Source organism: uncultured Amphritea sp., from assembly GCF_937127095.1.
GTDB lineage: Bacteria > Pseudomonadota > Gammaproteobacteria > Pseudomonadales > Balneatricaceae > Amphritea.
In genome coordinates this window covers 1-13,764 of sequence record NZ_CAKZLP010000003.1, presented here as the reverse complement: position 1 = coordinate 13,764, position 13,764 = coordinate 1, and the positions used below count along the sequence as shown (strand labels likewise).

Below are 13,764 nucleotides of genomic sequence, written 5' to 3'. Positions count from 1 at the left end.
TCGCTATCTAAAGGGATAAATTGCTTTTCAGTCGCCAGTCCTAGGGTCAGGATTTGCTGCCCCATCACACAACGACCGTTGAGGTGATCAAAGTGGCTGGAGATGCCTGGCATGGTTTTACCGCGCCGTGTTTTAACTGAATCATCAACAACATAGGCGCGTATGGTGCTGTGGTCAGTCATACTGATGACGGTCTTCGCTGTTTGAAGGTGCAACTTGCGCCAATCCAGATCCTCCCGATTAAGAAGATCATAAAGGGCATCCCTCTTAGTGATCGAGAAGCTTTGTAACGACTCCCTTGAAAACATCGCAATTGAGTCTGCTTTGAGCCAGACCCAAAGCAGTAAAAGGTACACTACATCACTGACGGGTGATCCTGAACGCTTTGAAAACCGCGCTTGTTTCAGCAGTCGATTAAAACCGATGCGCTGCCATGCTTTGCTAAACAGATTATCCACTTGAACATCGTGGCGGCTTAAATACTCAGCGGTGAGTGATGGCAAAACAGAAGAGCTTGTGTCAGAATTCATGTGTAGCCTTTGAGTTGTATTTGTTATGTCTAGACAACTAACATTATACCACGAAAAGGCTATTTTTATTTATACTATTCAGTAACTTAAGCTATAATTTCTGCTGTTTTTGAACCCCGAAACTTGAGTAAATAGCATTCAAAATGTGTATTTGCATCACATTAGAACTAACGAACACAGGTATGGATAATATTAAGCAAACAATTAATTTATCTCGCACAAAGTTTTTCGATGAGCAGGATTACCACTATGCGTCGGATGATTTAGTAAAGAGCTCCTGGCGACGATGCTTAGATATCGGTTTAAATCATCGGGAGAAACTGATCTTTACACCCGTAGCAAGAGCTGATCTGAAAGTCATGCAGGAGCAAGAAAGCCTCCTTATTGACTGCTTCAGCAAAGTTATAGAGAAATATTATCCTGTTATAAAGCGAGCAGACTACCTTGCAGTACTCACAAACAGTCAAGGTATCGCTCTCGATATTAAGGGCGATATTAAAAATCATGACAAAGTAACCCAAAACACTTTCCGGCCAGGCATTTGTTTTTCTGAGGATCAAATTGGCACAAACGCCATGGGGTGTGCAATTACATTCCAGAAAGAAATCAGTGTCGTCGGTGGAGAGCACTACATAGAATTTATATCTGGATTTCAATGTTCAGCTGCACCAATACTAGATAACAATGGCAATGTTCTCGGTACCGTTGATCTTTCTCGAAGGTCAGATAAGACTGATTGCGGCTCAAAGCTGCTGGCTTCTACCATCGCTTTTGAAATAGAAAAAAATCTTTTTCTCACAGAAAAGGGGTTTATAAAATTAGAAGTAAATCTCGCCCATGAATTCACAACATCACAAATAAACAATGCTATTTTTCTACTAAATTTTGATGAAGATGGTTTGCTGTTATCCAGCTGTTCCAGAACAAAAGCCAGGCTTGATCTTGCCCGCCTTCCTCCTTCTATATGTTTCGAAGATATTTTCGATCTTTCATTTGATGAATTCTTACCCTCAAGATCCAAGAAAGTTCCAGTAGCTCTTAAATTAAACTCTGGGTTGGACGTTATTGTTAACGCTTGCCACTACAATCACACTCCTTCTTTTCAGGCCAAAACAGAAAGCAGACAAGCAGAATCAGCTCCTGATTTTGGCGACCCTGAAATAAACAAGAAGCTAGATCGTGGCTTAATTGCCATAAAAGCTAAACTGCCAATTCTCATCAGCGGAGAGACTGGTACCGGTAAAGAAGTTTTTGCACAAACACTGTATCAACTTAGTAACCTCAAAGGGCCAATCGTGGCTCTAAACTGTTCAGCGATACCGGAAAACCTGATTGAAAGTGAGCTGTTTGGTTATGAAGAAGGTGCTTTCACAGGAGCAAGGCGGGGTGGATCGCGTGGAAAAATTGAACAGGCAGATTATGGAATTCTCTTTCTGGATGAAATTGGCGAAATGCCACTTGCACTACAAGCTCAGTTATTACGAGTTCTTGATACTGGTGAAGTAACAAGACTCGGAAGTGAACAAAAGAGAACCAGCTCTTTTCAGCTTTTATCGGCAAGTCATAAGGATCTATTAGAAGCAGTCAATCAGGGACACTTTCGTCAAGATTTATACTACCGTATCAAAGGCCTTAATTTGCATTTAAGCCCTTTACGGCAACGCCCTCAACTAAACAGATTTATAGGTGAATGCGCGCAAAAAATCCTTGAAAATTCAATCTTATCTACAGAAGCACTTCATGAATTATGCGCATATGACTGGCCTGGAAATGTCCGCGAGCTTATCAATAGCTTAAAAGTTTTGAAGGTTTTTAGTCATAATAAACCAGTCATCAATGCTCAAGATCTACCAAGCGAGATGTTCAGTTATAAGATGAAGCGACCTTCTAAAGGCTCCCTGCCTGATTTAGAACACAGCCTTATCATTGATGCGCTTATTAAACACAATGGGCATATTCCTTCTGCTGCACACGACTTGGGGTTAAGTCGAGCCACTCTGTATCGGAAGATCCAATCTTTAAAAATAAACATGGACGAGTTCCGTAATCAATGAGCAATCTCACGATGAGATCTGACCATCTTAAAATGAGAACCAAGGACACACACAAAAAACAAAACCTTTATTTTTCAATGATTTAAAAACAATAAAACCTTGGCACACTCCTTGCGATTACCGTTAAACGTAATAAAAAAAATAAGGAGACATATATGCCGAACACTTACCCATTCTGGTCAAGCATTAAAGCTATTACTTTATCAGCAGCTATTGCGAGCACCTCGATGGTACAAGCCTTCGATGTTGATGCGGGAGATTACACTGCACTTCCTGAAGGGACTAACCTTCTGGCAGTTTATGCTCAGTTCACTGGACGAGACGGACTGTATAGTAATAACACTCAAGTTTCTGGTGACTACAGCCTGGATTCACAAGTTGGGATTTTAAGGGGCGTACACTACACCAAAATTGGTGATTATATTGTTGATCCTCAGTTTCTTTTACCTTTTGGTAAATTAGAAGCTAAAGGAGACCTCTCAGGTTTGGGTGATACGGATGGTCTGGGTGATTTAATACTTGGGGCTACGGTTTGGTTGGTAAACAATCCTCAAGAAAAAGAATATTTCGGCGTAACACCATTCTTATTTCTCCCAACAGGAGACTATGATAATCAAGATGCACTAAATCTTGGCGAAAATAGATACAAGCTGACAATGCAAGCCGGATACATCAAAGGGCTTTCTGACAATGTAACACTTGATTTGATCGGCGATGTCACACTCTATGGCGATAACGACGACTTCGGTCCAACGAGCGACAATCTGGAACAAGAGCTAAGCTATCAAATTCAAGCTTATATTCGCTACAACATCTCACCGGCATTAGATATCAGGGCTGGACTATCTAAATCCTGGATTGGAGAAACTTCTGTAAACGGCATAGATAATGACGATGAAGCAGATGTTTCGAAATATCAAATCGGTGCCGGGTGGTTTATAACCCCTACTACTCAATTACTTGCTACCTATGGCGATGATATTTCTGTGGACAATGGTTTTAAAGAAGACGCACGCCTGAATCTAAGACTCTTAACTCTTTTTTAAAAATAGCCTAGAAGTCGGCTATAGATTTTTTGTAGTTCCACTCAAAGCGATCTATTCCATTCGCCCCGGTCTAGTTCGCTTTTTTTATTGATTAAAAAACATAATCTATCGAAGCAATTGTGAATGCCCTTTTTATGAAAAAACCTATTGATCTTGATGGTTGCGGGATTTCAGATCAGCTGAAACTGATTGAGAAATGTATCAAAAATGAACCTAATGTTCATTTCTACAGGCACGCAATCTTCAGCCTTATAACTATTAAATACATCTCAGATGCTTTTGATCTACTCACCCATAAAAACACTCTTTCAAATTTGGAATATAGCCATTTAACTTCAAGCTATCAGGTCAATAATTTATGCAATGAAAATTGGCCTGATGATCTGACAAAATTTCACCAGCAAAAAGCTTTATGGGTACCCAAGAAATCACATTGGTCCACTCTATACTTGAAAATCTGTAAATCCCAAACTCTTTGTAAAAGGAGGTTATCAGAAACAAGCATGCCTGAAGCCTCAATCGCACATATTATTGATGAAGCATTGCTGGCAATTGAAGACAGTAACTTTTTAAAACAAGGAATATTCTACCCGATATCCCGTTACCCACTCGATGATGACAAACTACATCAACTTGTACATATTTTTGCTGGTTTGAATTTTACGCAGCAAATGGAGATAGCACAGCAATCCAACCGGGAATGTATAGGGGGCTTTAGATATGTATATGAGAAGTACAGCAAAATGTTCCCAGAAAAACACTCATCTATATTACAAATTGAACAGGTATTAGAGCTATGACCCTGGTCGGCGGTGTTGGAACTATCTTTGGCCCTTTACTGGGCGCTGGTTTCATTGTCTCTATGCAGAACTACCTTTCGGGCGGTGAACTGGGTAACTACATCCACATCATCATGGGCGTTGTTTTTGTGATCTGCGTACTGAGCTTCCGCAGCGGGATCGTTGGGCAATTCGCCAAGTTTAAACGTGACAATTTCTAATTACCTGAAGAGTTAACTGTATGAATATTGAAAGTGTAGGTGTGATTGGTGCAGGTCAGATGGGTCGGGGAATCGCTCAGGTGATGGCTCAGGCGGGTTTTCAGGTAACACTTGTAGACCTCAGCGCACCGGCGCTGGACAACGCTATGAATGTAATCAGCAAAAGTCTGCAAAAGTTAAGTGAGAAGGGAAAAATCACCGAAGATACCTCTCTTATTACTGGCCGTATAAGTTGCTTTACCGGCATGCAGAAGTTGGCTGATTGCGGGCTGGTAATTGAGGCTGCTACAGAGAATGAAGCAGTTAAAAAATCCATTTTTCAGCAGTTGGATGAGATATGTGCAGATACCACCATTCTTGCCAGTAACACCTCTTCCCTTTCCATTACACGTTTAGCGGCAGCTACACAGCGCCCTGACAAAGTGATTGGCATGCACTTTATGAATCCCGTGCCGTTAATGGCTCTGGTTGAAACCATCAATGGTTTGCAAACCTCAGAGGAAACCACCAAAACCGTGGTTGCCATTGCAGAGAAGGCAGGCAAGGTTGCTATCCCAGTTAAGGACAAAGCAGCTTTTGTTCTTAACCGTGTACTTCTGCCAATGATCAACGAAGCGGTTTTCATACTTGAGGAAGATTGTGCGGAAGCGGCTCAGATTGACGAAATTATGAAACTCGGTGCCGCTCACCCAATTGGACCTCTGGCCCTTGCCGACCTGATTGGTCTGGATACATGCCTCAGCATCATGGAAGTCCTGTACGAGAATTTTTCCGACAGTAAATACCGTCCAGCGCCTCTGCTTCGTCAGATGGTCGATGCAGGCTACCTCGGCCGCAAAACCGGTCGTGGTTTCTATCACTATGAGCCGATGTAAGGAGCTTTTGTTATGAATCAGCCCACTTACAAAGACCTGCTACTTACACAACCTGAATCTGGCATCTGTTTGCTGACCGTTAATCGTCCAAATGCGCTGAATTCACTCAATGCAGAGTTGATTGATCAGCTTTTACAGGCATTCGTCTGGTTACAAAAGCAGAAAGAGGTTCGTGTAATTCTGATTACTGGCGCAGGGAAAAAAGCATTTATAGCCGGAGCAGATATCAGCGCAATGCAAGAGATGAGTGCACTTGAGGCACGCCAGTTTTCACAACAGGGCATGCACCTGATGCATACCATCGAAAACTGCACAGTACCGGTAATCGCGCTTGTTAATGGTTATGCCCTTGGTGGTGGCTGTGAACTTGCTATGAGTTGTGACTTCGCGCTGGCCTCTGAGAATGCAGTATTTGGCCAGCCTGAAGTGACTTTAGGCGTCCCCCCTGGATTTGGCGGTAGTCAAAGACTGATACGACGTGTAGGTCGGGGTATAGCTACACAACTCCTGCTCAGCGGTGAACAAGTAGGTGCTCAAGAGGCTTACCGAATTGGTCTTTGCAATCAATTTTATCCTCAGGATGAACTACTAAGTGCTGGCTTGGAGCAGGCGCGCAAGATAAGCAGAAATGCACCAAGGGCTGTCAGTTTTGCCAAAGAGTTGGCAAATAAAGGAGCAGATATGGATATCAAACATGGCTGCCAGATGGAAACAGAATTGTTTTCCCTCTGCTTTGCCACCTCAGATCAGAAAGAAGGGATGCGAGCGTTCAGTGAACGTCGAGCAGCGAACTTTACTGGCTGTTAATTAATAACTGATTGAATATTACGAGGGAAACAAAGTGAACACTTTCGTACAAAATAACAATTCTGCCTTCGAAGCCAATCTGGAACAGAATCAGGCAAACTACTCTGCCCTGTCACCGATGACATTTTTACACAGAGCCGCCAGTGTTTACCCAAACCGTACTGCAACGGTTCATGGAGATACACGCCGCAACTGGAATGAAACATATCAGCGTTGTTTAAAGCTGGCCAGTGCGCTCCAGAATAAAGGCGTTAATCCGGGTGATGCCGTGTCCATCATGGCACCCAATCTACCGGAACACTTCGAAGCCCATTTTGCCGTTCCAATGTGTGGCGCTGTTCTCAACTCCATCAATATCCGCCTTGATGCAGAGGCTGTAGCTTTCATCCTTGAGCACGCAGAGAGCAAGGTACTGATCACAGATAAAGAGTTCAGCGGTGTTGTAAAAGGGGCATTAGAACTAGTCGAAAATAAACCTCTGGTTGTCGACATTGACGACCCTTACTGGGACCAGGGCGAATTGGTTGGAGAACTTACCTACGAAGCCCTGCTTGAACAAGGTGATGATAACTTCACGCCATACAAAGTACAGGATGAGTGGAACGCCATCACTCTGAACTACACATCCGGTACAACTGGTAACCCTAAAGGTGTTGTTTACCACCACCGCGGTGCGTACCTGAACGCAATCAGTAATGCGATCTCCTGGGGTATGGGCCAACACCCGGTTTATCTATGGACCCTGCCAATGTTCCACTGTAACGGCTGGTGTTTCCCATGGACGGTAGCTGCAATGGCAGGTACCAATGTTTGTCTGCGACATGTTCGAGCAGATGACATCTTTAACCTGATCAAACAGGAAAAAGTTGGCTATTTCTGTGGTGCTCCTATCGTACTTAACATGCTCAACTCTGCTGATGATTCACTTAAAGCAGGAATTGAACATCAAGTTAATGTGATGACTGCCGGTGCTGCGCCACCCGCTGCTGTTATTGCAGGTATGGAGCAGATCGGATTCAACGTAACCCATGTATATGGCCTTACTGAAACCTACGGTCCTTCTGTTGTCTGCGCATGGCATGACGAATGGAATGACAAGTCTTTGGATGATAAAGCCCGCCTTAAATCCCGTCAGGGAGTGCGTGCACCAATGCTGGATGGCCTTATGGTTGCTGATCCTGTCACTCTGGAACCCGTCCCTCAAGATGGTGAAACCATGGGTGAGATCTTTATGCAGGGTAATTTGGTTATGAAGGGTTATCTGAAGAATCCGGAGACGACTGCCGAAGCATTCTCTGGTGGTTGGTTCCATTCTGGCGATCTGGCGGTATGGCATGCTGATGGATATATCGAGATAAAAGACCGCTCGAAAGACGTCATCATTTCTGGTGGTGAGAACATTTCCTCCATCGAAGTGGAAGATGTGCTTTATCGCCATCCTATGATTCAGGAAGCTGCTGTTGTTGCTAAGTCTGATGAAAAATGGGGTGAAACCCCCTGCGCTTTTGTCGCCCTAAAAGATGAAGATCGTGAGATCACTGAAAAAGAGATTATCGAATTCTGCCGTGAACATATGGCGCACTTTAAAACACCCAAAAACATTGTTTTTGGTCCACTGCCCAAAACTTCTACCGGCAAGATTCAAAAATTCCTGTTGCGTGACCGTGCAAACGCTAAAGAACAAGAATAACCCAACAACTATAAACCCCCGGCAGTCTGTTAATGACCGGGGATTGAGCGAGAGGTACCGAGATGAAAATATTAGTCGCCGTTAAACGCGTGATTGATTACAACGCCAAAGTCAGAGTTAAGACCGACAACACCGATGTCGATCTGAGTAATACCAAAATGGCGATCAATCCATTCTGTGAGATCGCAGTAGAAGAAGCAGTCCGCCTTAAAGAAGCCGGTACAGCCTCTGAGATTATTGCGGTTTCTGTCGGCCCAAAAGCCTGCCAGGAACAGATTCGTGCTGCTCTGGCACTGGGCGCAGACCGGGGAATCCAGATTGAAACTGAAGACAGCCCGGAATCGCTAAACGTTGCAAAACTGTTGGCAAAAATTGTCGAAGCAGAGCAACCCGAGCTGATCATTATGGGCAAACAGGCTATCGACTCTGATAACAACCAAACTGGTCAGATGCTGGCAGCCTTATCAGGAATGCCGCAGGCAACATTTGCATCTGAAGTGTCTATCGAAGATGGCAAAGCGCAAGTAACCCGTGAAGTCGATGGCGGTTTACAGACCGTTGCTATCAATCTTCCAGCCGTTGTTACTACAGACCTGCGCTTAAATGAACCACGTTACGCTGCCCTACCTAACATTATGAAAGCCAAGCGCAAACCGCTTGATGTTAAAACACCTGCTGATCTGGGTGTTGAGCTTAAGCAGCACACCCAGCTTCTAAAAGTGACTGAGCCTGCTGAACGCAGTGCTGGCATTTTAGTTAGCAGTGTTGATGAACTGATCGAAAAACTTAAAAACGAAGCAAAAGTAATTTAAGGGGGCACTGATATGGCTATTCTGGTTATTGCTGAACATGACAACACTGCCCTGAAAGGCGCAACACTCAACACGATCACTGCGGCACAACAGATTGGAGGAGATATCCATCTGTTAGTGGCGGGTTTTAACTGCCAACCAGCAGCTGATGCAGCTGCAAAAGTAGCTGGCGTAAGCAAAGTGCTGCAAGTAGACAACGCAGCGTATGAACATCAGTTGGCAGAGAACCTTGCCAAACTGGTTCTCGAACTTGGCCGTGATTACAGCCACATTCTGGCACCAGCTACGACTACGGGTAAGAACTTTATGCCTCGAGTAGCAGCACTGCTTGATGTCGCACAGATATCGGACATTACCGCCGTAGAAGCTGCCGACAGTTTCCAACGCCCTATCTATGCGGGTAACGCAATCGCAACGGTTAAGTCTCTGGATGCAATAAAGGTAATCACTGTACGTGGTACTGCATTTGAAGCAGCTGAACAGAATGGATCAGCTGATATCAGCTCCGTTGATGCTGCTGAAGATCTTGCAATATCACAGTTTATTTCTGAAGAGATGGCTAAGTCTGACCGCCCAGAGCTTACAGCGGCTAAGGTCATAATCTCCGGTGGCCGTGGTATGGGGAATGGAGAGAACTTCGCCATGCTGGAACAGGTTGCAGATAAACTTGGCGCTGCTGTAGGTGCATCCCGTGCAGCGGTAGACGCTGGTTTTGTACCTAACGATATGCAGGTCGGTCAGACCGGCAAAATTGTTGCGCCAGAACTTTATATCGCAGTAGGTATCTCCGGTGCTATTCAGCACCTGGCGGGCATGAAAGATTCGAAGGTTATTGTTGCCATTAACAAAGATGAAGAAGCACCTATTTTTTCCGTCGCAGACTACGGCCTTGTTGCTGATCTGTTCGATGTGATGCCTGAGCTGCAACAGAAACTGTAGCTCCCTCGTGGGGCCGAAGTTCTCTCCAGAGCCGGCCCCTTTTTTTGCTTCTTTACCTGATACAGGGATATTTTTATGAGCACTTATACCCCCCCCTTACAAGATGCAGCTTTTGTTTTAGACCAGTTGGTAGGCTTTGATCAGCTTTGTAGCGACCTGCAACTGGAAGAAGTTAACAGCGAACTGGCCAATGTGGTTATTGAAGAATCTGGCAAACTGGCTGCTGATGTTCTGGCCCCGCTGAATAGCGTTGGTGACGAAAAGCACCCTAAAGTAAGTGATGGACAAGTACAGGAAACCGAAGGTTTCGCGGATGCCTACCAACAATTTGTTGAAAATGGCTGGGCGACACTAACCGGACCTGAAGATTTTGGTGGTCAGGCACTACCTAATGTTCTAAGTACCGCTGTGAACGAGCAGCTGCACTCTGCCAATATGTCTTTTGCCCTCTGCCCTATGCTCAGCCAGGGTGCGGTTGAAGCGTTGATCGCTCACGGCAGTGATGAGCTGAAAGCACAGTACCTGCCACAACTCATCAGTGGTGAATGGACTGGCACCATGAATCTGACAGAACCCAACGCCGGTTCAGATCTTGCTGCAGTGGCATCTAAAGCGATTCCTGAGGGTGATCACTACAAGATCTCCGGGCAGAAGATCTTTATCACCTGGGGCGATCATCAGATGACATCCAATATCGTACATCTGGTTCTGGCTCGCCTGCCGGATGCACCTGCAGGTGTTAAAGGTATTTCTCTGTTTATCGTGCCGAAGTATATGTTGGATGATCAGGGTCAACCTGCAGAACAGAACGATGTCAGCTGTATCTCACTTGAACACAAAATGGGTATCCATGGCAGCCCGACCTGCGTAATGAGCTTCGGTGACAACGGCGGAGCAATCGGTTACCTGGTGGGTGAAGCCAATAAAGGCCTGAGTTATATGTTCACTATGATGAACCATGCTCGCCAGACGGTTGGGCTACAGGGTTTATCTATTTCCGAACGTGCTTACCAACAGGCACTGCAATACAGTCAGGAACGTTTTCAGGGAACGGATCGTGATGGCGGGAAGATCGCCATCATCAATCACCCGGATGTTCGACGAATGCTGATGGCGATGAAAAGTGGTAACGAGGCGATGCGCGCCCTCGCATTTACCGCAGCGGCTGAGATTGACCGTGCTCACAGCGGCAATTCTAACAGCAAAGTCCGTGTAGAGCTGCTGACGCCTATCGTTAAAGGCTGGATGACTGAGCTGGCTCAGGAGCTGACTTCCCTGAACATTCAGGTACATGGTGGCATGGGCTTTGTAGAAGAAACCGGCGCAGCGCAACACTATCGTGATGCCCGTATTCTACCGATTTATGAAGGCACTACAGGCATTCAGGCACTTGATTTAATCGGCCGTAAAACGCTGTTTGATAAAGGCGCTGCTCTGCAACAGTTACAAGCAGATATTCAGGCAACAGCAGAACTGCTTAGCAACTCTGAAAACGAAAAACTCCGTCAGCTTGGTGCTCAACTAGATAGTGCTCTACTGATTTCATCAAAAGCGAGTCAGTGGATACTTGCTAATACAGCAACCGATAAGCAACTGATGGGCAATGTCAGCTTCGACAATCTGATGATGATGGGTTACCTCACCGGTGGTTGGTTATTAGCGCAAAGTGCTCTTAAAGCTGTTGAGCTGCAAGCTGAAGATAACAACTACGGGGATGATTTCCTGAATGCCAAACTGGGTACCGCGTTGTTTTATGCACAGCACTACCTACCTCGTATCAGTCAGCATGCAGAGACAATCTGCAGCGGCCTGGACCAGACCTTTGCTCTCGATATCGAGCAGCTGTAAGGAGGCTCTATGGAACATGAAGTAATGGAGTTTGACGTACTGATTGTTGGTGCAGGTCCTGCGGGTCTCGCCAGTGCATGTCGTCTTAAACAACTGGACCCGGATCTGAACGTATGTGTGGTCGAAAAAGGCTCTGAAGTTGGCGCTCATATTCTTTCAGGTGCAGTGATCGATCCAAAAGCGCTGCATGAGTTGTTCCCGGACTGGCAAGAGATGGGAGCCCCGCTCACTACTGCTGCAGATCAGGATGAGATCGTTCTTCTGAAAGATAAAAACGCTTCGGTGAAAATTCCTAACTGGATGGCACCGAAGACCATGCACAACAAAGGCAATTACATCGCCAGTCTGGGAAATTTAGCCCGGTGGTTAGCTGAGCAAGCTGAGAACATGGGAGTGGAAATATTCCCAGGGTTTACCGCAGCTGATCTGGCTTACGACGAAAATGGCCGAGTTCAGGGTGTAATTACCGGGGATATGGGTATTGGCAGTGACAACATGCCAAAAGATTCCTATATGCCGGGTATGGCCTTGCACGCGAAATACACTATTTTTGCAGAAGGTTGTCGCGGCCATCTGGGTAAAGAACTGATCAATAAATTTGATCTGGATAAAGACCGTGATCCGCAGCACTATGGCATCGGCCTTAAAGAATTGTGGGATATTGATCCGGAAAAACACAAAGCCGGTTTAGTCATTCATGGTTCTGGCTGGCCGCTAGAAGGTGATACCAGTGGAGGTTTCTTCCTTTACCACACTGATAACAATCAGGTCGCAGTAGGTCTGATTATCGACCTTAATTACAGCAACCCCTGGATCAGCCCGTTTGAAGAGTTCCAGCAGCTTAAACACCATCCTGTGTTATCTCAGTATTTGGAAGGCGGTAAACGGGTTTCCTATGGAGCACGCGCTATAGCTAAAGGTGGGTTTAACTCACTGCCAAAAATGGATTTTCCCGGCGGTCTGCTTATAGGTTGTGATGCTGGTACGCTAAATTTCTCACGTATAAAAGGCACACACACAGCGATGAAATCGGGCATGCTGGCAGCAGAAGCAGTTTTTGATGCCTTTCAAAACGATAAAGCTGAAGCGGATAGTTTTGAAGACCTGTTCAAGGAAAGCTGGCTTTACAGGGAACTTTTCAGCTCGCGTAATTTCGGCCCGGCACTGCATAAATTTGGTCGCTGGCTGGGGGGTGCTTTTAACACGGTTGATCAGAACCTGTTTGGAGGCAAGCTACCCGTTACCCTACATGATCGAGTAGAAGATCACGCCAAGCTGAAACAAGCTAATGAGAGCAAAACCATCTTCTACCCTAAACCAGATGGCAAACTCTCTTTTGACAAACTTTCCTCGGTTTATCTATCCAATACTAACCACGAAGAGGATCAGCCCTGTCACCTGCAACTGAGTAAGGAAGAACTGCCGTTAACAGTAAACATTCCCCTTTATGAAGAACCCGCTCAGCGATACTGCCCTGCAGGAGTTTACGAGGTGACCGAAGGTGAATCAGGAAAACGTTTACAGATAAACGGCCAGAACTGCCTGCACTGCAAAACCTGTGACATTAAAGATCCTTGTCAGAATATTCAGTGGGTGCCACCTGAAGGGGGCGGAGGTCCAAACTACCCAAATATGTAAACTGCTTGCATCCCCGTCTCTGCTTGATAGACGGACCCTTGGTATACCGATTGGTATCACCACTCCAGAACAGACCGGTTTACACGGCTAAACCCGTTTGTTCTTTATAGGCTCGGTGCCTATTTTTGCCCTCCTCTGGAGGGCTTTTTTATGCTTTCCAAATTGTTAATCCAGAAAACACAAAAGACCATCCTGTTCTTGGAGATGCATGACCTTTTTGCGTGCATTAAAATGGGGGCTGGATTTGCTTGTTGCAGCTTTTGACTGCAACAACCCTTACGGGCTGCGCACTTCGTGCTCGGCGATGATTGCTTCGCAATCGTTGAACCAAGGAATTAAAGGAACAAACTCCGGCTCCGTGCAGCAGAAAATAAAAAAGGCCATCCTGTTCTTGGAGATGCATGACCTTTTTGCGTGCATTAAAATGGGGGCTGGATTTGCTTGTTGCAGGGGTACTGGGGACATCCCCACAAACGGTCGCATAACTCCATAAATCCCACGGATACCAAGGCATCCAGAGGAGCC

The 13,764-nt window shown here is 45.5% G+C and carries 12 protein-coding genes and 1 pseudogene; 11 read left to right on the top strand and 2 right to left on the bottom strand.

The window, feature by feature from the left end; all coding sequences use genetic code 11:
* Window positions 1-530: transposase (locus tag Q0499_RS00315; RefSeq protein ID WP_255051707.1), on the bottom strand; the 530-nt coding region annotated here is incomplete at its 3' end.
* Between the two features lie 182 nt (window positions 531-712).
* Between Q0499_RS00315 and Q0499_RS00310 the strand changes: the two genes are divergently transcribed.
* The 11 genes and pseudogenes from Q0499_RS00310 (at window position 713) to Q0499_RS00260 (ending at window position 13,239) form a co-directional block, all read left to right on the top strand.
* Window positions 713-2,584 carry a sigma-54-dependent Fis family transcriptional regulator gene (locus Q0499_RS00310; protein ID WP_299194553.1) on the top strand — a complete coding sequence of 624 codons (1,872 nt, stop codon included), beginning with the start codon at window positions 713-715 and terminating at the stop codon, window positions 2,582-2,584.
* 155 nt (window positions 2,585-2,739) lie between these two features.
* Window positions 2,740-3,630 carry a transporter gene (locus Q0499_RS00305; RefSeq protein WP_299194550.1) on the top strand — a complete coding sequence of 297 codons (891 nt, stop codon included), beginning with the start codon at window positions 2,740-2,742 and terminating at the stop codon, window positions 3,628-3,630.
* Window positions 3,631-3,764: 134 nt separating this feature from the next.
* Window positions 3,765-4,430 carry a hypothetical protein gene (locus Q0499_RS00300; RefSeq protein ID WP_299194547.1) on the top strand — a complete coding sequence of 222 codons (666 nt, stop codon included), beginning with the start codon at window positions 3,765-3,767 and terminating at the stop codon, window positions 4,428-4,430.
* A pseudogene (locus tag Q0499_RS00295) lies at window positions 4,427-4,630 on the top strand (branched-chain amino acid ABC transporter permease); the annotation flags it as partial. The gene Q0499_RS00300 and the pseudogene Q0499_RS00295, both read left to right, overlap by 4 nt.
* A 20-nt stretch (window positions 4,631-4,650) precedes the next feature.
* Entirely contained in the window at window positions 4,651-5,505 is an 855-nt protein-coding gene (locus Q0499_RS00290; protein ID WP_299194545.1) for a 3-hydroxybutyryl-CoA dehydrogenase, read from the top strand.
* 12 nt (window positions 5,506-5,517) lie between these two features.
* Complete coding sequence (locus Q0499_RS00285; protein WP_299194542.1) at window positions 5,518-6,312, top strand: enoyl-CoA hydratase-related protein; 795 nt, start codon at window positions 5,518-5,520, stop codon at window positions 6,310-6,312.
* Between the two features lie 34 nt (window positions 6,313-6,346).
* On the top strand, window positions 6,347-8,002 hold the full coding sequence (locus Q0499_RS00280) for an acyl-CoA synthetase (protein ID WP_299194540.1): 1,656 nt from the start codon (window positions 6,347-6,349) through the stop codon (window positions 8,000-8,002).
* Window positions 8,003-8,064: 62 nt separating this feature from the next.
* Window positions 8,065-8,814: an electron transfer flavoprotein subunit beta/FixA family protein gene (locus tag Q0499_RS00275; RefSeq protein WP_299194537.1), complete on the top strand. Its 750-nt coding sequence runs from the start codon at window positions 8,065-8,067 to the stop codon at window positions 8,812-8,814.
* Between the two features lie 12 nt (window positions 8,815-8,826).
* Window positions 8,827-9,753: an FAD-binding protein gene (locus tag Q0499_RS00270; RefSeq protein WP_299194534.1), complete on the top strand. Its 927-nt coding sequence runs from the start codon at window positions 8,827-8,829 to the stop codon at window positions 9,751-9,753.
* Window positions 9,754-9,828: 75 nt separating this feature from the next.
* The gene (locus tag Q0499_RS00265; RefSeq protein WP_299194531.1) at window positions 9,829-11,601 is read left to right on the top strand and encodes an acyl-CoA dehydrogenase; all 1,773 of its coding nucleotides are present in this window, start codon (window positions 9,829-9,831) and stop codon (window positions 11,599-11,601) included.
* A 9-nt stretch (window positions 11,602-11,610) separates the two neighbouring features.
* Entirely contained in the window at window positions 11,611-13,239 is a 1,629-nt protein-coding gene (locus Q0499_RS00260; RefSeq protein ID WP_299194529.1) for an electron transfer flavoprotein-ubiquinone oxidoreductase, read from the top strand.
* Window positions 13,240-13,515: 276 nt separating this feature from the next.
* On the opposite strand, the gene Q0499_RS00255 is transcribed toward Q0499_RS00260, so the two are convergent.
* Window positions 13,516-13,764, bottom strand: a 249-nt coding sequence (locus Q0499_RS00255; RefSeq protein WP_299194526.1) for a hypothetical protein, incomplete at its 5' end; no start/stop codon positions are given.